The 20380-nt window shown below is 72.8% G+C and carries 24 protein-coding genes, 1 tRNA gene and 1 pseudogene; 15 read left to right on the forward strand and 11 right to left on the reverse strand.

Annotated features, from left to right (window positions below; all coding sequences use genetic code 11):
- Positions 1-8: 8 nt before the first annotated feature.
- From AB0B83_RS03255 to ricT, 4 genes are all read left to right on the forward strand, one after another.
- Complete coding sequence (locus AB0B83_RS03255) at positions 9-338, forward strand: YbaB/EbfC family nucleoid-associated protein (RefSeq protein ID WP_121397041.1); 330 nt, start codon at positions 9-11, stop codon at positions 336-338.
- 1 nt (position 339) lies between these two features.
- Positions 340-645, forward strand: a complete 306-nt coding sequence (locus AB0B83_RS03260) for a hypothetical protein (RefSeq protein WP_132232038.1) — start codon at positions 340-342, stop codon at positions 643-645.
- Positions 645-1331 (forward strand): hypothetical protein, encoded by a 687-nt coding sequence (locus tag AB0B83_RS03265; RefSeq protein WP_357576751.1) that lies wholly within the window; start codon positions 645-647, stop codon positions 1329-1331. The genes AB0B83_RS03260 and AB0B83_RS03265 overlap by 1 nt, the downstream gene beginning before the upstream one ends.
- Positions 1332-1412: 81 nt before the next feature.
- Positions 1413-2252, forward strand: coding sequence for a regulatory iron-sulfur-containing complex subunit RicT (gene ricT, locus AB0B83_RS03270; protein WP_357576752.1), 840 nt, complete (start codon positions 1413-1415; stop codon positions 2250-2252).
- Positions 2253-2489: 237 nt separating this feature from the next.
- Here ricT and AB0B83_RS03275 read toward each other — a convergent pair whose 3' ends face one another.
- A complete protein-coding gene (locus AB0B83_RS03275; protein ID WP_357576824.1) occupies positions 2490-4202 on the reverse strand; it encodes a metallophosphoesterase in 1713 nt (570 codons plus the stop codon).
- Positions 4203-4372: 170 nt separating this feature from the next.
- On the opposite strand from AB0B83_RS03275, the gene AB0B83_RS03280 reads away from it, so the two are divergent.
- Positions 4373-4449: transfer RNA gene (locus tag AB0B83_RS03280), tRNA-Thr, on the forward strand.
- A gap of 94 nt (positions 4450-4543) precedes the next feature.
- Here AB0B83_RS03280 and AB0B83_RS03285 read toward each other — a convergent pair.
- Entirely contained in the window at positions 4544-4825 is a 282-nt protein-coding gene (locus AB0B83_RS03285) for a tyrosine-type recombinase/integrase (RefSeq protein WP_357576825.1), read from the reverse strand.
- A 104-nt stretch (positions 4826-4929) separates the two neighbouring features.
- Here AB0B83_RS03285 and AB0B83_RS03290 point away from each other — a divergent pair, with 104 nt between their 5' ends.
- Entirely contained in the window at positions 4930-5325 is a 396-nt protein-coding gene (locus AB0B83_RS03290; protein ID WP_357576753.1) for a hypothetical protein, read from the forward strand.
- Positions 5326-5463: 138 nt separating this feature from the next.
- Here AB0B83_RS03290 and AB0B83_RS03295 read toward each other — a convergent pair whose 3' ends face one another.
- Positions 5464-5658, reverse strand: coding sequence for a hypothetical protein (locus tag AB0B83_RS03295; RefSeq protein ID WP_357576754.1), 195 nt, complete (start codon positions 5656-5658; stop codon positions 5464-5466).
- A gap of 965 nt (positions 5659-6623) precedes the next feature.
- On the opposite strand from AB0B83_RS03295, the gene AB0B83_RS03300 reads away from it, so the two are divergent.
- From AB0B83_RS03300 to AB0B83_RS03310, 3 genes are all read left to right on the forward strand, one after another.
- A complete protein-coding gene (locus AB0B83_RS03300; protein WP_357576755.1) occupies positions 6624-6839 on the forward strand; it encodes a hypothetical protein in 216 nt (71 codons plus the stop codon).
- 258 nt (positions 6840-7097) lie between these two features.
- A complete protein-coding gene (locus AB0B83_RS03305) occupies positions 7098-7385 on the forward strand; it encodes a hypothetical protein (protein WP_357576756.1) in 288 nt (95 codons plus the stop codon).
- Positions 7382-7573 (forward strand): hypothetical protein, encoded by a 192-nt coding sequence (locus tag AB0B83_RS03310; RefSeq protein ID WP_357576757.1) that lies wholly within the window; start codon positions 7382-7384, stop codon positions 7571-7573. Before AB0B83_RS03305 ends, AB0B83_RS03310 begins: the two co-directional genes overlap by 4 nt.
- A gap of 194 nt (positions 7574-7767) precedes the next feature.
- Here AB0B83_RS03310 and AB0B83_RS03315 read toward each other — a convergent pair whose 3' ends face one another.
- The gene (locus AB0B83_RS03315) at positions 7768-8601 is read right to left on the reverse strand and encodes an aminopeptidase (RefSeq protein ID WP_357576758.1); all 834 of its coding nucleotides are present in this window, start codon (positions 8599-8601) and stop codon (positions 7768-7770) included.
- Between the two features lie 106 nt (positions 8602-8707).
- Between AB0B83_RS03315 and AB0B83_RS03320 the strand changes: the two genes are divergently transcribed.
- The 3 genes from AB0B83_RS03320 to AB0B83_RS03330 all read left to right on the forward strand — a co-directional run bounded on the left by AB0B83_RS03320 (position 8708) and on the right by AB0B83_RS03330 (position 10228).
- Positions 8708-9085 (forward strand): hypothetical protein, encoded by a 378-nt coding sequence (locus tag AB0B83_RS03320; protein WP_357576759.1) that lies wholly within the window; start codon positions 8708-8710, stop codon positions 9083-9085.
- A gap of 107 nt (positions 9086-9192) precedes the next feature.
- On the forward strand, positions 9193-9729 hold the full coding sequence (locus tag AB0B83_RS03325) for a DUF4240 domain-containing protein (protein WP_357576760.1): 537 nt from the start codon (positions 9193-9195) through the stop codon (positions 9727-9729).
- Between the two features lie 94 nt (positions 9730-9823).
- Positions 9824-10228 (forward strand): VOC family protein, encoded by a 405-nt coding sequence (locus AB0B83_RS03330; protein WP_357576761.1) that lies wholly within the window; start codon positions 9824-9826, stop codon positions 10226-10228.
- Positions 10229-10583: 355 nt separating this feature from the next.
- On the opposite strand, the pseudogene AB0B83_RS03335 reads toward AB0B83_RS03330, so the two are convergent.
- The 4 genes and pseudogenes from AB0B83_RS03335 to AB0B83_RS03350 all read right to left on the reverse strand — a co-directional run.
- A pseudogene (locus AB0B83_RS03335) lies at positions 10584-11033 on the reverse strand (SRPBCC family protein); the annotation flags it as partial.
- Between the two features lie 151 nt (positions 11034-11184).
- A complete protein-coding gene (locus AB0B83_RS03340; protein ID WP_357576826.1) occupies positions 11185-12411 on the reverse strand; it encodes an MFS transporter in 1227 nt (408 codons plus the stop codon).
- A 62-nt stretch (positions 12412-12473) separates the two neighbouring features.
- The gene (locus AB0B83_RS03345) at positions 12474-13142 is read right to left on the reverse strand and encodes a helix-turn-helix domain-containing protein (RefSeq protein WP_357576762.1); all 669 of its coding nucleotides are present in this window, start codon (positions 13140-13142) and stop codon (positions 12474-12476) included.
- Between the two features lie 658 nt (positions 13143-13800).
- Entirely contained in the window at positions 13801-14418 is a 618-nt protein-coding gene (locus AB0B83_RS03350) for a pyridoxamine 5'-phosphate oxidase family protein (protein ID WP_132232018.1), read from the reverse strand.
- A 191-nt stretch (positions 14419-14609) separates the two neighbouring features.
- On the opposite strand from AB0B83_RS03350, the gene AB0B83_RS03355 reads away from it, so the two are divergent.
- From AB0B83_RS03355 to AB0B83_RS03365, 3 genes are read left to right on the forward strand one after another with little or no spacing between them, the layout of a single operon-like run.
- Entirely contained in the window at positions 14610-15116 is a 507-nt protein-coding gene (locus tag AB0B83_RS03355) for a DUF2231 domain-containing protein (RefSeq protein WP_151456572.1), read from the forward strand.
- Positions 15117-15153: 37 nt separating this feature from the next.
- Positions 15154-15702, forward strand: coding sequence for an Hsp20/alpha crystallin family protein (locus tag AB0B83_RS03360; RefSeq protein ID WP_357576763.1), 549 nt, complete (start codon positions 15154-15156; stop codon positions 15700-15702).
- An 8-nt stretch (positions 15703-15710) separates the two neighbouring features.
- On the forward strand, positions 15711-16832 hold the full coding sequence (locus tag AB0B83_RS03365; protein ID WP_357576764.1) for a glycosyltransferase family 9 protein: 1122 nt from the start codon (positions 15711-15713) through the stop codon (positions 16830-16832).
- Positions 16833-16891: 59 nt separating this feature from the next.
- Here the strand turns inward: AB0B83_RS03365 and AB0B83_RS03370 are convergent, their stop codons facing one another.
- The 3 genes from AB0B83_RS03370 to rfaE2 are packed head-to-tail and all read right to left on the reverse strand — an operon-like array spanning position 16892 to position 20351.
- Positions 16892-17635: a DUF1963 domain-containing protein gene (locus AB0B83_RS03370; RefSeq protein ID WP_357576765.1), complete on the reverse strand. Its 744-nt coding sequence runs from the start codon at positions 17633-17635 to the stop codon at positions 16892-16894.
- 44 nt (positions 17636-17679) lie between these two features.
- Complete coding sequence (locus AB0B83_RS03375; protein ID WP_357576766.1) at positions 17680-18558, reverse strand: glycosyltransferase family A protein; 879 nt, start codon at positions 18556-18558, stop codon at positions 17680-17682.
- Positions 18555-20351 (reverse strand): D-glycero-beta-D-manno-heptose 1-phosphate adenylyltransferase, encoded by a 1797-nt coding sequence (gene rfaE2 / locus AB0B83_RS03380; RefSeq protein WP_357576767.1) that lies wholly within the window; start codon positions 20349-20351, stop codon positions 18555-18557. Before rfaE2 ends, AB0B83_RS03375 begins: the two co-directional genes overlap by 4 nt.
- Positions 20352-20380: the final 29 nt, after the last annotated feature.

A 20380-nucleotide genomic window follows, 5' to 3' on the forward strand; every position in this document is an offset into this window, starting at 1 on the left:
GTCCGCCGATGCCGCGGGGGGAGATCGACGAGGCCTGGATCGAGGAGGCGGTGCGGCGCTACCGCCGGATCGAGTCCCTCCAGACCGAGTTCGACCAGGCGGTGTCGACCGTCGAGGTCACCGTGCGCTCGCCCGACGGGCTGGTCGAGGTGGTGGTCACCGCCGGCGGGCGGATCACCGACGTGCGCTTCCTGGGCCCGCTGCACACCCGCAACCCCCGCGACGTCGCCGGCTCGGTGCAGGCGGCGGTCACCGCGGCGGCGGACGCCGCCCAGTGGGCCCGGGAGAAGCTGCACAACGAGACCTTCGCCGCCTACCGGCCGCTGGCGGGAGCCTGAGATGGAGAGCCTGCGCGCCCTCGCCGCCCGGCTCGACGAGGCGAGCGAGACCATGACCGCCGTGTCCCGCACGGTCACCGCCGGCGACCCGGCACAGGCCGCGTTCGGCGTCGACGCCCCCGGCCGGCCCGGGGAGATCGGGCGGGCCCTGCACCGGCAGTGGACCGCCGCCACCGGCGACCGGGCCCGGGAGGCGCACGTCGCCGCCCAGCGGCTGGCCGCCGCCGCGGCGGCGGTGCGGGCCGCCGCCGACCACTACGCGGACGTCGACCGCGCCGCGCGCCACCGGCTGACCGGGGAGGCGTGATGGACGCGCTGGACCGGCTCGCCGAGCCCGGCCTCGACCTGCTCCGCCGGGTCGACACGCTGCTCGCCGCAGGAGCCCCCGAGGGGCACCGCGTGTGGCCGCTGCTGCGCCGCATGCAGGTGCTCCCCGGCGAGGCCGTCCGCAACTTCCTCGACCTGCATCCGGCGCCGCTGGCCGCCGCCGGCCACACCGCGCGCCGCCTGATGCGGGGCTACGACGACGCCTGCGCCGCGCTGACCGACCCGGTGCTCTGGTCCGGTCCGGCCGCGTCGTCCTACGGGCAGGCCCGGGCGGCCCTGCTGCGCCACCTCGACGAGGGGCCGGAGAGCCTGGTCGGCCGGCTGGAGTCGACGGCCGGCTACGCCGACGCGCTCGCCGACTGGGTGGAGGGCAGCCGGCTCGCACTGGCCCGGGCGCTCGCCGACGTCCTCCGGTGTGCCGAGGCGGTGACCGTGGTCGCCGCGACGTCGACGCCGGGCGGCGCACCGGGGCACCGGGCAGCCGCGGGTCCGGGCGGGAGCGAGGCCGCCGAGATCGCCGCGCGGGTGCTGGCGGTGCTCTGCGTCGCGTACGACGGGGCCGAGACCCTGCTGCGCCAGTGGGCGCCGAGCCTCGCCGAGTCCCGCTGGCGGGCGCCGGTGGTCGACCGCCCCCGCTACGAGACCCCCACCCGCGTCGGCTGGTGACGCACGCCGGGTGCACGCGCGGTAGCCGGGTGTCGACTGCCGGCCCGGCCGCCCCGGCCCGCGCGTCGTAGGGTGTGAGGCATGGGCATGCTCTGCGCGGTCAGCTTCCAGCGGTACGGGCGCCTCTACTACCTGGACCCGGGCGAGCTGCGTCCCCAGGTCGGCGACAAGGTGCTGGTGCCGACCGACGACGGGCCCGAGGTGGCCGAGTGCGTCTGGGCGGCGCAGTGGGTCACTGAGGAGACCGAGGGCTTCCCCCGGCTGGCCGGCCTGGCCGGCGAGGAGGACCTGCGTCGCGACGAGACGGTACGCCGCCGCAAGGCCGAGGCCAAGGTCGCGGCGAAGCGGCTGATCCGGGAGCACGCCCTGCCGATGAAGGTGGTGGCGATCGACCACGTGCTGGGCGCCGCCGAGGGCGGTGGCGAGCGGAGCACCATCTACTTCACGGCCCCGCACCGGGTGGACTTCCGCGCGCTCGTCCGGGACCTCGGCGCCACCCTGCACTGCCGGGTCGAGCTGCGGCAGCTCTCCGCCCGCGACTCGGCACGGGTGCAGGGCGGCATCGGCTCCTGCGGCCGGGACCTCTGCTGCGCCACCTTCCTCACCGACTTCGAGCCGGTCACCATCCGGATGGCGAAGGACCAGGACCTGCCGCTCAACCCGCTGCGCATCTCGGGAGCGTGCGGCCGGCTGATGTGCTGCCTCAAGTACGAGCACCCGCTCTACCAGCGGTTCCAGGAGTCCGCCCCGGCGATCGGCGCTCGCGTCACCACGCCGGAAGGGGAGGGCCGCGTGGTCGGCCACAGCGTCCCGAGAGACGCGGTGACCGTCCGCCTGGACGCCGACGGCTCGCGGTCCATGTGCTCGCGCGCCGACGTCTGCGGCTCCCGCCAGGCCCACGACCAGCGCTACAACTCCTGACCCACCCGCCTCTGCGCGCGGCCTCTCTCCGCGCGGCCTCTCTCCGCGCGGCCTCTCTCCGCGCGGCCTCTCTCCGCGCGGCCTCTCTCCGCGCGGCCTCTCTCCGCGCGGCCTCTCTCCGCGTTGATCATGAGGTTAGCGGCGAAGTTGATCGCGATCAGTGCCGCCAACCTCATGATCGACGGGCCGAGCCGGCCGAGCCGGGCCGGGCTGGGCCGAGCCGGGCTGGGCTGGGGTTTAGGTGAGGGTCGTGGGGGGTTCGGCCAGGCGGGGGCGCAGCGGCCGCTTCGGAGCCAGCCAGGAGGACTCGGGGGACTGGTCGGGGTTGACCTGCCAGTCGCGGGACACCCGGTCGACGGCGATCGGGTAGATCGTCAGCGTCCCGTCGGGGTCGATGCGCAACCGCAGGAACGCCTTGGCGTCCTCGATGCCCTGCCCGGCGAAGAGCTCGTTGAGGTTCACCCCGAACGCGCCCGCCACCAGCAGGTACGCGGCCACCAACTGGCTCGCCACCAGCCCGGCCACCGGGCCGTAGAGCACCGCCGCGGCGACGGCCGGTAGCGGCCACGGCCAGTCGTAGAAGGGCAGGCCCAGCCAGGCCCAGGTGCCGGCGGCGGCCAGCCCGATCTGGGCCAGGCCGTGGCCCACGCCGAGGACCCAGTGCCGGGCGTGCCGCTTGCCGCCGGAGCTGGGTGGCTTCGCGAAGAACGCCGCCGCGAGCATCGTGACGATCAGCATCGCCATCAGCGGCACGCTGAACAGCCGCTGGTCCGTCCCACTCGGGTTGGTCGCGACGCCGGCCATCGCCAGCATCAGCAGCGTCTGCAGGGTGCCGAGCAGGGTGGTGAAGCCCGGGTTGCGCAGCGGCAGGCGGGGGAAGATCCCCCACGCGTACCGCCGGGAGCGGGCCTGCTCCGGGTAGCGGCCGGCCAGCTCGTACGGGTGGGAGGTGCTGGCCCGCCGGGCGAGGGTGTCGCGCGGCGGCACCTCGATGCGCTCCGGGAGCTGGTGCGTCGGGTAGAGGTACGCGCCGCCGCCCCCGCAGGTGATCAGCTGCCGGTCCGGGCCGGCGTAGCGGGCGTAGTGGTGCAGGTCGCCGGAGATCAGCAGCCGCACCTGGGCCCCGGTGGGCGCGACGATCGTACGGATGAAGTAGTCGATCGAGTCGTACGCCGTGGGATGGTCGACGGCCTTGACCCACGTCGGCGCCGGCACGGCCACGATCACGCGGCTCTGCGGCCCCAGCCGCTCGGCGACCCGGTCGAAGTAGGTGAGCTGCGGGTCGTCCAGGTACGAGCCGGACTGGTCGTCGAGGCCGAGCAGCCACCAGTCGGCGGGCAGCTCCACGGCGAAGTACGAGCGGGACTGCCCGGTCTCCCAGCCGCCGAAGTGCCGGTCCCGGGACCGGACGAAGAGCCGCAGGAACGCGGTCAGGCCGTCGTACCAGTCGTGGTTGCCCGGGACCGCGAAGAGCGTGGGCCGCTCGGGCGGGGTGACCGGCAGCGCGGCCTGGTAGGGCCCCTTGCACCGGTCCTCGTACGCCTCGAAGGCCGCCGACGGGTAGACCTGGTCGCCGCCCATCACCAGGGTCTGCGCGCGGGGCAGCCGGTGCCCGTCCACCTCCAGCTCGGGCTGGGCGATCAGGTACGCCACCGAGTAGGTGGCGTTGAATCCGTCGCCCAGGTCGGCCACGTAGTCCAGCCAGAGCCCGCCGTCCGGCCCGACCTGCCGCGCGATGCCCGCGTCGAGGGAGTTCTGCAGCTCGCGCTTGTCCAGGTACGCCCCGAAGAGCATCGCCAGCAGCGTACGGATGCCGGTGCTGATCAGCAGGAACGGCGCGAGCCACGGCACCGGCTTGCGCGGGGTGAAGCCCAGCTCCCGGGGATCGGTGCCGCGTGGCCGGCGCGCCGCCCGCCCGCCGGCCGACTCGCTCGTGTGGGCACTCTCCACCGCGCCGTCCTGCGGATCCACGTCGGGGGCGCGATCGTCGTTCACCCGCCGCAGCGTAGTCCCGGCCGGCGGCGGTCGCTGTCCGGCGGACGACGGTTCGGGGGGCGGATGTCCGGATGGGGAACCCGCTCGGCCCGTCGGCGGGTCGTGCCGTACACTTGCTGATCGTTGCCGCCTTAGCTCAGTCGGCTAGAGCGACGCACTCGTAATGCGTAGGTCGACGGTTCGATTCCGTCAGGCGGCTCCACGGAAAGGCCCAGGTCAACGGCTTGATCGCCGATCATGACCTGGGCCTTTCGCTTGCTGTCGCTGGGCCGAGCAGCCAAGCGAGCAGCCAAGCCTCATTCACCCGACCACAGCGCCCCCTCCATCCGGGAGGCGGCTTCCCGTGCGATCTCCGGAGCTACGTGAGCGTAGATGTTGAGGGTCACGCTGATCTGTGAGTGACCGAGGACCTCCATGACTACGCGAGCAGGCACGCCCTGAGCGAGGAGAACGCTGGCAGCCGTGTGGCGTAGGTCGTGCAGCCGGACCTGCCGGAGACCAGCCTGCCGGATGATTTCCCGGAACGAGCGGTAGTCGTTGCGTGGGTGGATGGGGGTACCGACGCTCGTTGCGAACACCAAGCCGGGTCATCCCACCGCAAGCTGAGAACCTCACCTTGCCGAAGCCCAAGCGCGATCCCAATGATCCAATGCGAGTCGAACCGGGAGTTACAGTGCGCGTCATGGCACGTGACGGAGTGCACGAGACGCACGGCTTGACGGATGACATGTACGGACATGTCGTCGAGACTGACGGCGCTGTCGTGCGATTCATGCTCGGCGGCGGCGAAGAGCCCGAGACGGTCAACAACGTCGACGCGCACATCCACCTTGCTGACGGCAGCCACCGGTACGCCACCTTCTTCACTCTCGACGCAGTGAAGGAGATCCTGAACAGACACGCCAACACCGGAGAAACCGATGGTGGTCGCTACTTCTGGTGCTCGGATCAGGTGATCGTTCCCGAGCCCGGTGTTGATGCCATGGTGGCGGCAGTCGACGAGATGATTCGTTCTGGCGACATCGAGGTTATGTGCAGCCTGATCGAGGAGGATGCCGAGGAGGACCGCACCGCCTAGTCGTGCCCGGTGCAATGGTCAACATGGGTCAACGTCGGGCATGCCGATAGTCCCAGCATGTACGCCCCGCGCTCGTTTCCAGCCTGCACGCGTATCCAGCGCGTGGATCAACCCGCTTCCCAAGCTGACAGTCGGTGGCTACTGGTCGTTGTCCTCGTCGTCCCGCATCAGGCGGTCGAGGTCCTCAGGACGCATCCGCTTGAGCTGGACTTCCAGTTTGCGGCTGTACTGGCGATCGTTGGGATTCATCCCATTGCGAGATCGAGAGCTGCGGCCATACTCCTTGAGGAAGCCGCCCAGCTCTCGACGTATGCGTTCCCGACGGCCCGACATGGAGGCCACTCTAGGATCCGATGGGCGACTCGCGCCTTCCCATAACCGCTGTCGACAGTAACCAGCCAAGATGAGGACAGCCGGCGACGGCCAAGCACAGACAGCCGCCCGAGGTCGCAGACGCGGACGGACCATGCCGGACGAAGCGCCCAGAACTTGTAAGCGAGACGTCCAGGTCAGGCGCTGGGAGCGACTCCCACTATCTGAGCTGCGCTTGTCGCGAGGTGCCTACGCCTCCCTCTTGCCCGGAGGTTCGATGACGATTGCTCGACCCGACCAGGCGGCGACCGAGTCCGCCGTCGCACGGTTGCTGTCGGACTCCTTGCTGATGATCCGCTTCCTTGCCGCGCAAGGCCAGCCGACGTCGAGTGATGAGTTCCCCGGGTGGCGGCAGCAGGTTCATGCGCTCGCGGACCTTTGCCACAATCTCCCGGCGTTGCTCGACCCGTCATGGCGGGATCGAGTCCACGACGGTGTCGCCTACACGTGGAAGATGGCGTCGCCAGGGAAGCGGGACTGGATCCGCCGATGCTGGGATGCGCGGGCTACGACTACCGGTGGCTCCTGGACGCGTCAGTGGACGAGCAGCCAATCGAGCAGCCAAGCCAGCGGACACAGGCGGACAAGCGCGGATCGGAACACACAAGCGACAAGGGCGAGCATCCCCAGCAGCAGGAGCCAGCAACGGACTCGTAACGCGTAGGTCGACGGTTCGATTCCGTCAGGCGGCTCGGTACAGACGCCGCCACGGCCAGGCTCGCCGCTGTATGCCGCAGGGTCGTGAGGAGGGCCGCGCCGGCCGCACTCGGCCTGCTGGCGGCGCAAGCGCCGGCATCGGCCGGCGCGCCGGCCGATTGCAGACTGCGTCAGTTCCCGGAACCGATTCCTCCGGCGGGGATCTTCGACAGAGATGGGCTTCAGGCAGAGGAGCGGTCCACCCGCTTTCGTGCGCTACGGTGCTCGCTGTGATCCGGCAAACCATGGCGGCCTCTGTAGATAAGCCGAGCGAGGTCGAGGCGGCTGAGGTTTGGCTGAACGCCAACCGGGACGCTCTGCCCTACGCCGAAGAGGAAGGCGGCTGCGGCTGCTGCGTCCGGATGTGGAAGTTGGAGGGGCCTGCCGAGGTTTTAGCGACGATCCCCTACGAGGTCTCGGCTTCCTCCGACTGGGACACCGCCTAGCCGCTCCGTGCGGCCGGGCCGGGCCATTCAGGGGCCGTAAACAGGCGCCACCAGGGCCCAACGAGGCCGTCCAGGACCGAATCGAGCAGCGGCTACCCGGCAGGACGATCCGATCTTGGGCGATTCCCAAGCTGCGAGTTCCTGACGCCAGTCCTGATCGTAGCGAGGCCGGGGCACACTGGGCGGATGTCGCACCGGGATCTCGCTGGTGACATGGATGCTTGGTCGAGTGCCCGTGTCCGCCGGTGGATGAGCACCTTGACCGAGGACAACGCACCCCGATCGGTCAATTGGTGGCTCAGGAGGCGATCGATTGCGCAGCACCACGTCTACGACCGGACCTTGACCGGAGACACGCGCCGGGAATGGGCCGAGGTGGCGTTGTCGTTGACCGACCGCGCCGAGCAGTTCGCCGGTTACGACCGCTGGAGCGCAGCTGCCGACGGATTCAATCTGCGTAGCCTCCTGATCCAGGAACTCGGGTCGGTCCCGGGTGACGAGAAGTGGGAGCTGGCCCGCTGGTCCGAAGCGTCCTGGCGGCCGTGACGCTGAAGCCCGCCGAGGGGGGCGAGTTGGCTGACCGCTGGCAGACGCTGCCGGTCGAGCAGATTCTGCTTCTTCGTCGCCACAAGAACTTCCTTGCCCCGCTCGCGCCGCTTGTTGATCAGTTGCCCGCCGGGCCGGATGCTGAGCATGTCCGCACATGGTTGTTGGTACTGCCGCACTTGCCGTGACGCGCCAGCAGGTGACTCCCGCTTGACCCCAGTGCGACGCCACCGAGCGCCATCACGAGAACATCGGCCCGCATCTGCCGACGAGGCGAGCGGGGAAGGAGCCGGCCTCGGACGCTCCTACGGATCAGATGGGCAGGAGCCGGTCGGTCGTGCGGCCGCCGCTCGTCGGCAGGACCGCCTTGTCCGGGCTCGACCTACGACGCGTCCGCCTCGCGGGAGCCGCGCAGCGCGCCGACGGCCACCAGCCCCGCGCCGGCGAACGCGACTGCGGTCTCCACGGCCTGCGACACCTGAGGGAAGCCTTCCGGCGGCATGCTCACCGCCACCCCCATGGTCAGGAAGGCGCCGCCGGGAGGGTTGGCCAGCTCCCACCATCCTGACGACACCGCAACGAGATCCGAGGAGGCGCGCGCCGCTGCGAGTGACAGCAGGAGGAACCCCGCCGGGAGCAGCCAATGCCGATCGGCCCGCCGTCCCGACAGCGCGAGTGCCCCCACGGCCACGAGGACGGCGAGTAGCGCCGGCCACACCGTCGGGAGCAGGTGACGGCTGAACTCCCGCGCGGAGCACAGCCCGAACCAGGCCAGGGGCAACAGCGCGAGGACTGCCGTCGCCGCTCCCCGTCGCCTGTCGCGTGTTGGTAGCGCCGACGCGCCGGCCGCGAGACAGAGCACGCCGAGCGTCAGACCCAGTGCGGCGAGCCTTCCCCGGTCGATCGTCTGCTGGCCGTGCGCGAGCAGGGCCGTCCTCGTCAGTCCCTGGCCGGGCGACAGCCAGCCTGGTCCATCGACCTGCTCCTGGTGCCAGCGCAGTCGCATCACCGCCACCACGGCAAGCAGCCCGATTCCGGCGGCGACGGTCCACCTCACCCGGCGCGCGCCACGGCTCACCAGCACGTAGCCGAGCAGCGCGAGCAGCGTCACCAGGCCGAACAGCAGCGCTGCGGCCGGCACGGCCAGCAGCGCCGCCGCAACCGAGAGCAGGCCGGCCGCGAGGGACGCCACGAGCAGGCCGAACGAAGCACGCACGGCCAGGATCGTGGCAGATGAACTCCCGACCCGCTGTCCCGCCTCGGGCACGGGTGGCCGGTCGGTCGTCCGGAACGTCGGCGGCCGGGTGTCGTACGGTCGACGCATGCCCGCACCCGATGACGTCCTGGCCGCTCTCCGCGACTTCGTGGCCCGCGTCGGCGCGCTCGATCCGGCCGCCGCGCCGCAGGGCGAGCTGGTCGTCGGCCTGCGGGGCGTGGAGTCGCGGCTGGCGCTGAGCGCCCCGGTCGCCCGCGCCCTGGTGGAGGCGTTGCGGGCGTACCACGACCCGCGCGACCGGGGTCGCTGCGACCACTGCGGCGGCGGGCGACTCGACGACAACTTCCTGTGCGGAGACTGCGGCCGACCCAGCGGGCTGTTCGGCCAGTTGGTCTCCGAGCGGGCCGCCCGGCACACGGAGCAGGGCGCGGTTCCGGCGGCGCCCGCCGCGGGCGGCCGGCACGCCCGCGCCGACGGTCGCTGACCCCGGCGGGCCCGACCCGACCGCGCGGTGCCCCGACCACGGCCGGGAGGCACGGCGTACGCCGGCGACCCACGACTTTTGTCGGTCCTCGTCGCTACCCTCCCGGCGTGACTGATCTGGTGGATGGCGTGCGGGTGCCGAGCGTCGAGGAGGAGGCCCGGTTCTGGGCCCTCGTCGAGGCGGCCTGGGAACGGCTCGGCGACGAGCCCGCCGCGCTCCGGCGGGCGCTGCCGACGCGGGACCCGGCAGCCGGCGACGAGGGCCTCTACGCCATCGACGCGTGGCTCGACCGGTTCCTCGACAACCTGCGGCAGCTCGCCGAGGGACTGTCCAGCCGGGAGCTGACCGACCTGGACCGGGTGCTCGAGCGCAAACTGCACGACATCGACCGGGCCGACGTGCACGAGGTGACCGACGGCTCCGACGACGGTTTCCTCTACTCCCGGGGCCACATCGTCGCGCTCGGGCGGGATTTCTACGAGGCGGTGCACGCCGATCCGACCGTCGCTCTGCCCGACACCGCGTGCGAGGCCATGTGCTACTTCTTCGCCAGGCTGCACAGGGAGCGCTTCGGTGCCTGGCCGGAGACCGGCTCGGGCATCTTCCGCGAGTCCTGCACCAACCCGGCCGGCTGGAGCGCCTGACATCCGTGCCCGTCACGGCGGGGGCAACCAGGAGTTCCGCACGACGGCCCGCACACTGACCGTACGCAGTCGTCAACCCTCCGGAGGCAGCCTCATGCAGTACGCACCCGTCGTCGTCGCCCTGCCGATCGCCGACCGCCCCACCTCGTACCGCTTCTACTCGGAGGGGCTCGGCCTGGAGGCCGTCGGCGAGTTGGCCGAGGACGGCATCCCCGAGCCCCTGCAGTACGCCGTCAACGACGGCCTCCGCGTCATGCTGGTGCCCACCGGCGGCTTCGGCTGGGTCATCGGCGACCACGAGGTGGCCCCGCGCGGGCAGAGCGAGTGCCTCGTCAGCCTCCCGGCCGCGACGCCGGCCGAGGTCGACGAACTCGTCGGGCGGGCCCGGGCCGCCGGCGCGCAGGTCGTCGTCGAGCCGGCTGCACAGCCGCGGGGCTACACGGGCACCTTCGCCGACCCGGACGGTCACCTCTGGACGGTGCAGGCCGACGGGCGCTGACGCCACCGACCGGACCGGGACGAGCGGACGGCCCGGTTCGCGGGGAACCGGGCCGTCCGCCGACAGGGGCAGGCGTGCGGGGAGATCAGAGGGTGCGGTGCGGGTAGCCGGCGGTGCCGGGCTCCGGAACGACCTCGACCTCGGTCACCACGTACTCCGTGTCGGTCGTCGTGGTGGCCGGCCGGTCGTCGGCGTCGGAGCGGCGCTTCGCGGCCGCGGCGGCTCCGGCGGCAGCGGCGGCCCCGGCCACGGCGGCGCCCGCCGCCACGGCCTTGCCGGACACGCCGGCGTTGCCGCTGTCGCCGCGGGTGGCGGCGGCGTGCTCGACGCCCGGGGTGCCGACACCGAGGCCGCTGTCGACGGTGCCGCGCCAGGCGCCGGTCTCGACGCCGCGCTCCTCGATGTACGTCTTGAACTTCCGCAGGTCGGATTCGGCCTGCCGCTCGATGATGTTGAGCTTGTCGCCGGCCTTCTCGAGCAGGCCCTCGGGCTCGTACTCGAGGTGCAGGCTGACCATGGTGCGGTCGGCGTCGACGGGCTGGAAGTAGACCGCGCCGGCGTTGGTCACACCCTCGGTGGCCGCCCAGGCCACCTTCCGGTCGGGCACCTGCTCCAGCACCCGGGCGTCCCACTCACGCTGGACGCCACCGATCTCGGCGACCCAGTGCATCCGCCTGTCGTCGAGCTGGCGCACCTCACGGACGCCCCCCATGAAGCGGGGGAACTCCTCGAACTGCGTCCACTGGTTGTACGCGGTGCTGACCGGAACCTGTACTTCGATGGACTTCTCGACCTTCGTGGTCATGGGCAATCCTCCTCGTCAGGTCGAACCTTCTCGTTCGGCAGGTTGAGCCGTCTTCGTCGTCGACGAAACTCCTACCCCGACCGAGGGCACTCAACCGCCGGACCTGCCGACACACCACATCGGAGGGCCGCCGATCGCCCGTCGGGACCGGTCAGCCGGCCTGGTCGGGGAGCCCGCGCAGGCGGCGTACCGGGGAGAAGGCGACCCACAGCACCCCGGCGAGCGCGCCCGCCGTCGCGATCCACAACGCCGGCCGTACGCCGAGGGCGGTGCCGAGCGCGCCGCCGAGCAGCGCGCCGATCGGCCGGATGCCGTAGTTGATGGTGCGCCGGGCCCCGGCGATCCGCGCCAGCAGCGCCTCCGGGGTCAGCGCGGTCTGCACCGAGCCGACCGTGATGTCGAGCAGCATCACCCCGACGGCGGAGAGGAACTCGGCGGCGAAGAGCATCCCGACCACCAGCGGTGTCGGCCCGCCGGCGAGGGGGATGAGCACCAGGGGGGCGGGGAAGAGGACGAACCCGGCCAGCAGCGTCGGGCCGACGCCGAAGCGGCGGACCAGTCGGCCGGTGAGCGCCGCCCCGATCAGGCCGCCGACCGCGCCCGCGCCCAGCACGGCGCCCAGCAGGCCGGGCGCGAGGCCCAGCTCCTGCGTCGCGTAGAGCACGAAGAGCGCGATGAACATGAAGTTGAACAGGTTGATCGTGGTGGTGCCGAGCACGGTAGCGCGCATCATCGGCGTCCGCGCGATGAACCGCAGCCCGGCGCCGAGGGCCAGTCCGCCGCCGCGCGCGGGCGCCGGCTCCGTCGGCCGGATGCGCACCAGGAAGTACGCGGACACGACGTACGACAGCGCGTCGGCGACCAGGGCGATCGGCGCGGTGAGCACCTGCACCAGGACGCCGCCGATGCTCGGCCCGGCCACCAGGGACATCGCCCGGCTGCCGTTGATGAGGGTGTTCGCCTCGACGTAGTCGGCGCGCCCGACGACGGAGACGAAGAGCGGCCCCCGGGCGACCTCGAAGATCACGGCGAGCGTGCCGACCGCGAAGGCCGCCAGGTAGAGCTGCGGCATCGTCAGCAGGTCCAGCACGTACGCCGCCGGCACGGCGGTGAGCAGCAGCGCCCGCCCGAGGTCCGTCAGGATCATGAGTCGGCGCTTGTGCGGGTACCGGTCGACCCAGGCGCCGGCGAGCAGCGAGAAGAGCAGGTTCGGGGCGAGCGCGGCGGCGGTCAGGTAGCCCATCTCGGCGGGGGTCGCCTCGAAGACCAGCACGGCCAGCAGCGGCAGGGCCAGGGTGGAGATCTCGTCGCCGAAGTACGAGACGGTCTGCGCCGACCAGTATCGACGGAACACGCGTTCGCGCAGCAACCGGGGCAGCGGGCCGCGCCGGGTGGGACCGCCGGGCGGGGCGGCAACCGGGACGCCGGTCGCCTGACCACTCACCGGTCGCCCCGCTGCTCACCGATGTCGCGGGCAACCGGTCCGCTGACCGGGGGATCTCCGGCGGAACGGGGGGCTGTGCTGGCGGAGTTTCCGGCCGGCGGCGGGTCGGCGAGGACGGCCAGGTGCATGATGCTGACCTTCCGGCTGCCGGCCGGCCGCCGCGTCGGGTCGGTGATCCGGTCGTCGTACTCGGCGAGCAGGGCGTCGATCCGGGTGGCCAGCTCGGCCATCTCGTCGGCGGTGACGTGCACCGGCCGGTCGCTGAACCCGGTGACCGCCCGCCAGGCTGTCGACTCCTCGGCGCGTCGGGCCAGGAACGCCTCGGCCTTGCGGACGTAGAGGGCGAGCTGGACGGCGCTCAGTTCGTCGACGGCCGCGCGGGTCTGCGGGTCGTCCGAGACGTCGTCCCAGGAGGTGTTGAGGGCCGTGGCCCGCCAGGGCCGCTCGCGGGCGTCGGCGCCGGGTGCCCGCTCGGCGAGCCCGTACTTGGCGAGCTGCCGGAGGTGGAACGAGCAGTTCGGGACACTCTCGCCGAGCCGCTCGGCGGCCTGGGTCGCGGTCATCGGGCCCTGCTGGCGCAGCAGCCCGATCAGCGCCATCCGCAGCGGATGCGCGTACCCGCGCAGGGCCTTGGGGTCGGAGAGTTTCACCTCGGGCAACGACATACCCTAAAGCTATCTTTATAAAGAACCCTTTAGCAACACCCAGCCGTCACCACGCATGATCAACACCCACCCGCCGATGGCAGCCCCAGCACCACATCAGTCGGAGGTGATCAGGACGCCATGGACGTCAAAAGCGCCCCTTGACGTCCATGGCGTCCTGATCACCAAGGGCTTACTGGGGAGGGCGCCCTGGCGGGTGGCGCGGTGGGGCCGACGGCATGCCACAGCTCGAGGAGTCCCGATCACCAGAGGGCTCAACTGGGAGAGGGCGCACTGTCGGCCGCTGATCCAGGTGCCGATGTCGGCTCCACCGCCGCTCGGACGGCAGGCGGGACATCTACACGGAGGATGGGGGCGCCGTGGGCTCCCGGCGTGTCACATCTGCGGCGGGTGGCGCGCGGTGTGTCACCCGCGCGGGCGGCCAGGGGACGCGGCCCGGGAGACATGGTCCAGCGCCGGGAGGGCTCAGGAGCTGCCGGCTAAGCGTCAGGTGTGCACGAGCCAGGGCTCAGGAGCTGCCGGCGAGGCGGCAGGTGCGGACAGGGGGAGGGCTCAGGAGCTGGCGGCGAGGCGGCAGGCGTGGGCGGAGGAGGCTCAGGAGCTGCCGGCGAGGCGGCAAGTGTGGGCGGGGGAGAGATCAGGGGCCGGCGGCGAGGTGTCAGGTGTAGATGGTGGTGGCGTAGTTCGGGCCGTAGTGGCGTTCCAGGTCGGCCAGGCTCTCGGCCGGGTTCTCGACCTCCTTGATCAGCCGGGCCCGGGACGGCAGCGCGTCCGGCTGCCAGCTCTCCGGCTGCCACAGCTCGGAGCGCAGGAACGCCTTGGCGCAGTGGTAGAAGATCTGCTCGATCTCCACCACCACGGCGAGGATCGGGCGGTGCCCCTTGACCACCATGTCGTCGAACCACGGCGCGTCGCGGACCAGTCGGGCCCGGCCGTTGATCCGCAGCGTGTCCGTACGCCCGGGGATCAGGAAGATCAATCCGACGTGCGGGTTGTCCAGGATGTTGCGGTAGCCGTCGGCGCGCCGGTTGCCCGGCCGCTCCGGGATGGCGATGGTCCGTTCGTCCAGCACCAGTGCGAAGCCGGGCGGGTCGCCCTTCGGCGAGACGTCGCAGCTGCCGTCCGCGCCGGCCGTTGCCACCAGGCAGAACGGCGACGCGGCCAGCCAGTCCCGGTCCCGGGCGTGCAGGACGGGACGCTCCTTGGTCACCGCGCGCGGCATCGGCGCCCCCAGCAGCTCGCGCAGTTCCTCGTGCGAGGTGATGTCCACCGTCACGTGATCCTCCCCCGTGCGTTGACTCCGGTGGCGGGGTGTCCGCCACGAGTCAGCCTAGAGCGCGACCAGCGCGAGGTTTGTCCCTCCAGGGCGGGGGTACCGCCTCACCCGACCCGCCCGGGAGAGCCCGGCCCGACCCGGCCGGAAAGACCGACTCGACCCGCCCGGAGAGACCGAGCAGTGGAGGCCCGATGGAGAGCCGGCTCAAGGTGCTGGGTCATCCCGTCCATCCGATGCTGGTCATGTTCCCGGTCGGCCTGCTGGTCACCGCGGTCCTGTTCGACCTGGTGGACACCGTCGGCGGGCCGGACTTCCTCGGCGAGGTCGCGTACTGGAACATCACCGTCGGCCTGATCGGCGGCCTGCTGGCCGCGGCGGCCGGGACGTTCGACCTGCTGGCCATCCCGTCGGCCACCCGCGCGAAGCGGGTGGCGCTGACGCACGCCGCCGCCAACGTGGCGGTGATCCTGCTCTTCGCCGCGATCTGGGTGGTCCGGCTCAACGCCGAATCCCGGGCCGCCGGGGGCGCGCTGATCGCCATCGAGGTGGTCGCGCTGGCCATCCTCGGTGTGAGCGCCTGGCTGGGCGGGGAACTGGTCGACCGGCTCGGCGTCGGCGTGGACCGGGAGGCCGGGCTGGACGCGCCCAGCTCACTGCGATCTCCGGCGGCCACCCACCGGATCGGAGAGGTGCAGTGAGCGAGCGCAGCGAGCGGGTCGTCAGCGGAGGGCCGGCATGAGCGAGCAGAGCGGCGGGACCGGTCGGGGTTGGCGCGGCCGGCAGCAGGGCTGGGATCCGATGGGCGAACTCCAGTCCCTGCGTTCGGAGCTGCGTCGGCTGGTCGGGGGCCGGGCCGGGCCGCCGGACGTCGAGATGGCCGAGACCGCCGACGGCTGGGAGGTCGTGGTGCGGCTGCCCGGGGTGGCGCCGGAGGAGGTGGCCGTCGAACTGGACGACCGCGAGCTCTGCGTCCGGGCCCGCTCCGAGGCCGAGGTCAACGCCGACCACGGCATCCCCGGCGGCTTCGAGACCCGGGGCTTCGAGTACCGGGTCGACCTGCCGTCCCGGGTGGACCCCGACAGCATCGACGCGGTCATGGACCACGGTCTGCTCCGGGTGCGGCTGCCCCGGGCCGCCCGGCCCGCGCCGCGCACCATCACCGTCGGCCGCACCGGCCCCCGACCCGCCGGCCCCGACGGGGGTACGCCGAACGTCCTCGACCCGGCTGCGGACCGGGAGATGCACCACCCGGACATCGCCGTCGGCGAGACCGACCGGCCGTAACGAGCCGCGTGGGCACCCCGAACCTGCTCGGCCCGGCCACCGGCCGCGTGCCCGACGTCGAGCGGATCGCCGTGCTGCGTGCCAACGCGCTCGGGGACTTCATCTTCGTCCTGCCGGCGCTGGACGCGCTGCGGGCCGCGTACCCGGAAGCGGAGATCGTGCTGCTCGGCGCGCCGTGGCACGCGAAGTTCTGGCGCGACCGGCCCGGGCCGGTGGACCGCGTGCTGGTGGTGCCGCCCGCGCCGGGGATCCGGGGTCCCGATCCGGGCGAGGCGGAGTCGACGCTTGACGACTTCCTGGCCGCGGCCCGCAGGGAACGCTTCGACCTGGCGTTGCAGCTGCACGGCGGCGGGGCCAACTCCAACCCGTTCGTCGGTGCCCTCGGGGCGCGGGTCACCGCCGGGCTGCGCGCCGAGGACGCGCCGCCGCTGGACCGCTGGATCCGGTACGTCTACTACCAGCAGGAGGTGATCCGCTACCTGGAGGCGGCCGGCCTGGTCGGCGCGGGCGCCACCACGATCGTCCCGGCGTTGGCCGTGACCGACGCCGACCGGGCCGAGGCGGCCGAGGTGCTCGGCCCGGCGGAGCGGCCGAGAGTGGCGCTGCACCCCGGCGCCACCGACACCCGCCGCCGGTGGCCCGCCGAACGCTTCGCCGAGGTGGCCCGCGAGCTGGTCGGCGACGGGTACGAGGTGCTGGTCACGGGCACGCCCGCCGAGCAGGACGTGGTGGACCGGGTGGTTGCGGCGGCCGGGGTGCCGGTCCGGCCGCAGGTGGGCACGCTCAGCCTCGGCGGCCTGGCCGGCTGCTACGCCGGCTGCGAGCTGGTGGTCTCCAACGACACCGGGCCACTGCACCTGGCCGCCGCCGTGGGCACCGCAACCGTCGGCATCTACTGGGTCGGCAACCTGATCACGGTCGCGAACCTGCTGCGCGGCCGGCACCGGCCGATCAGCTCGTGGACGGTGCTCTGCCCGGTCTGCGGCGTGGACTGCACCCCGGGCATCTACCCGCACCGCCCCGGCGACGGCGAGTGCCCGCACCGGGACTCCTTCGTCACCGACGTGCCGGTGGTCGAGGTCCTGGAGGCGGCCCGCGAGCTGCTCCGCCCGCAGCCCGGAGCGCCCTGAGCGGCCCGTCGGAGACGGGCCGCCCGGCTGGTACGACCGGTGACCGGCCGTGCCGCAGGTCAGCCGTGGAAGTCGGCGTTCAAGGAGACCTCCGCGAAACGGCCGGCAGCCAGACTCTCGCGGGTGATCGTGTAGTAGACGGTGGCGTAGTCGGTCCCGAAGTCGTCGCCGACCTTCTCCTCGTTCAGGAAGAACTCGGCCAGCAGCACCTCTCCCCTCTCCTCGTTGACGGGAACGCCAAGGCCACCGGTGTTCGACAGCCCGTGACCACCGAGGACGATTACTTCGTCGGCGTCGTGCTCGTCGCCGAGGCTCCACACGATGCTCCTGTAGTCGGGCTCGTCGTCGCGGTCGCCCCAGGTGTAGCCGGGAGTGACGGAAGGGCGCTCGGGCAGGCTCCAGTTCGGCGTGGCGTGCAGGGGGAAACGGTCGTACGGGTCCCAGCCGGAGGGTGGCTCCGCCTCGGCGACCGTCGCGCCGGCCGGCACGTGGATCACCTGACCGGTGTAGGTGGGCATGTCCGGCTCCACGAAGAACACCAGGGTGCCGTCGCTGGGCAGACCGAGGTCGAGCGCGCCATCGGGGAGCGCGGCGAGGTCGATCGAGGCCAGGTGGACGGTGTCGTCCGGCCAGACCACCGAGGCGGGCAGCGAGGGCGTGCCGCCGAAGTGCCCGACCACGGGGCCGCTGCCGTCCTTCTCCAGATAGAGGCAGGGGCGCGCGAGGCGCAGCCACCAGTCGATGGCGTCGTCGGGCATTCCCTTTTTCTGGGCAGCGGCGCGGAACGCTTCCAGTTCATTCACGGACCGCATTGTGGCAAGGGGGTGAGACAACCGGTGACTGGCACTCACACCCGCTGAGGCGCGTCGTCGTCGGCGAGCACGACCTCCCACGCCTCCACCTCCCGGTCGGTGACCGTGGTGGGCGACTCCAGGTGGTACGCGCCGCTGGGCAGGACGCCGGCGCCGCCGAAGCGCGCCAGCACGGCGAGCTGGGCGGCCACGTCCTCGCCCTGGTGCTTCTCGTGCACCCGCCGCCAGAAGTCGAACCCGCCGGAGTCGACAAGCTTCGCCCGGTCGTAGAGCACGCAGCCGCCGATCCAGGACACCCTGTACGCCCGCCAGGCACCCGACGGCAGGTCGAGCTGCCGCGTGACGTGCAGCAGGTTCGCCGCCGAATGGATCGTCGCCCGATCCCACTGCGGCGTGCCGGGGCGGATCCGTTCCGGCGTGGGCCGCCCCGTCCACTCCTCGTAGTGCCGGTGCGTCTCCGGCCGGACGTCGTCGGCGTACGACAGCCCGTGCACCGCGTTGCCGACGAAGCCGCAGCCCAGCTCCTCGACGGCGGTGACCAGCCGGCGCAGCGTGCCCGGCTCCAGCCAGACGTCGTCGTCGAGGCAGAGCACGTACCGGGCGGCGGACGCGGCCAGCAGGTACGCCCGGTGCTCGGCCAGCCCGCGCCGGGGCAGCCGGCGGGTCAGCAGCACGGGGTGCTCCCGGTGGCGCAGCGCCCGGACCATGGTGGCCGCCGCCGGGTGCCGGTACGCGGCGTCGCCGTCGGACTGGTCGCTGACCACCACGCCGAAGCCGGGCACGCCCTCCTGGGCGGCCAGCCCGGAGAGGGTGACCGCCAGTTCGGCGGGGCGGTTGCGGGTCGGGATCAGCACGTCGAGCAGCCGGTCCGCGCGGAACCCGCCGGCCGTGCCGAGGTCGAGCGGGCGGTTCACGACGGCTCGGGCGTCAGGGAGGTGTCCTCCTCCTGCGGCTCCTGGCCGTGCGCCCGGATCCGGTCGATGATCGCCGAGGTGGACCGGTCGGGGACGTACCCGAGGGTGCGGACCTGCCCGCCGAGGCTGCGCACCAGCGGCGCCTCGGGCACCATCTCCGGCGGGTAGTCGCCGCCCTTGACGTACACGTCGGGGCGGACCGCCTCGATCAGCTCCGCCGGGGAGTCCTCCTCGAAGACCACCACGTGGTCGACGCAGGCGAGCGCGGAGAGCAGGGCGATGCGGTCCTCCACCGGGTTCACCGGCCGGTCCGGGCCCTTCAGCCGGCGTACGCTGCCGTCGGAGTTGACCGCCACCACCAGCAGGTCGCCGAGCGCGCGGGCCTGCTCCAGGTAGCGCACGTGGCCCCGGTGCAGCACGTCGAAGCAGCCGTTGGTGAAGACGATCGCGCGGCCCGCCCGGCGGTGTTCCTCGACGATCGCGGCCAGCTCGTCGGTGCCGACCAGCGCCCGGTGGCCCGCTCCGTCGACCGGTGCGTCCAGCGCGACGAGCAGGTCCTCCCGGCGGCACACGCAGGTGCCGGTGTCCGAGACGGTGATGGTCGCGGCGAGCTGGGCCAGCTGGGCGGCGGTGGGCAGCGGCGCGTCGGCCGCCAGCGCCAGCGTCATCGCCGCCAGGTACGCGTCGCCCGCCCCGACCGCGTGGCTGGCCGGCACGGGGGTGCTGTGGCTGCGCCGGGGCTCGCCGTCCGCCCCGCCGACCACCGCGCCGTCGGTGTCCAGGGTCACCGCCACCACGTCGGCGCCGGTGTGCGCGCGCAGCTCGGCGAGGCGGGACTCGGCCAGGACGGCCCGGTCGACGCCCTCGCCGGCCGTGGCGTTGACGGTGACGCCGGTGCCGGTCACGGTGAGCCCGTTCCCGGTCATCGCCACCCGGCCCTCGCCGGCCGTCGGCTCGCCGGTCGGGTTCGTCGGGCCGGGGCGGTGGACGGCGTGGTGCGGCGCGAGACCGCCGGGGGAGACGCCCACCGTGAGTTCGGAGGGGCCGTCGGCCGGGTCGCCGTCCGGGTGGTCCAGGTGCAGCCCGGCACCGGGCGCCGGACGGGCACCGGCGGCCCGGGCGAGCAGCCGGGTCGCCTCGGCGAAGCTGGGGGTCACCACCGTCGGGGCCAGGCCGCGCCAGTCGGCCAGGTCGTGGGCGTCCAGCGCGACCGTCGCGTACCGCTCCCGGTGGGTCACCAGCCAGGCGCGCACGGGCGCGGGCAGCGCCCCCAGCCCGTAGTCGCAGACCACCAGGGTGGGCGCCTCGCCACCGGCGGCGCGCAGCTCCTCGGTGGCGCAGTCCAGCGCGGTGAGCAGCCGGGCCACCCCGTCGGCGTCGAGCACGTCGTCGGGGTCGCCGGAGTCCTCCCGGAGCAGGATCTGGTTGCCCGCCAGCATCCGCCGCTTCACCGGCGTCGGGCGTGCGGGCTGGTTGACCGTACGGTCCCAGACGCCGGCCCGGTCCAGACAGTCGTGCAGTTCGTCGCCGGCGACGTCCGCGCCGACCGGCGCCACCAGCACCGCCCGGCCCCCGAGCGCGGCGACGTTGACGGCGGTGTTCGCCGCCCCGCCGGCCGCCGAGATCCGTCGGCGCAGGGTGAGGACCGGGGCCGGCGCCTCCCGGCAGAGCCGGTCGGACTCGGCGAAGCGCCACTCGTCGAGCATGGCGTCCCCGACGACCAGGACGGGACGACCCAGCCAGCCCTCCACCACGGTGGCGAGCCGGCGCTGTTCCGCTGCTCCTCCTGCCATGCCGTCCCGGGTCCCCCGGGGCATCCGGG

Source organism: Micromonospora sp. NPDC049060 (assembly GCF_040649055.1).
GTDB classification, from domain to species: Bacteria; Actinomycetota; Actinomycetes; order Mycobacteriales; family Micromonosporaceae; genus Micromonospora; species Micromonospora reichwaldensis.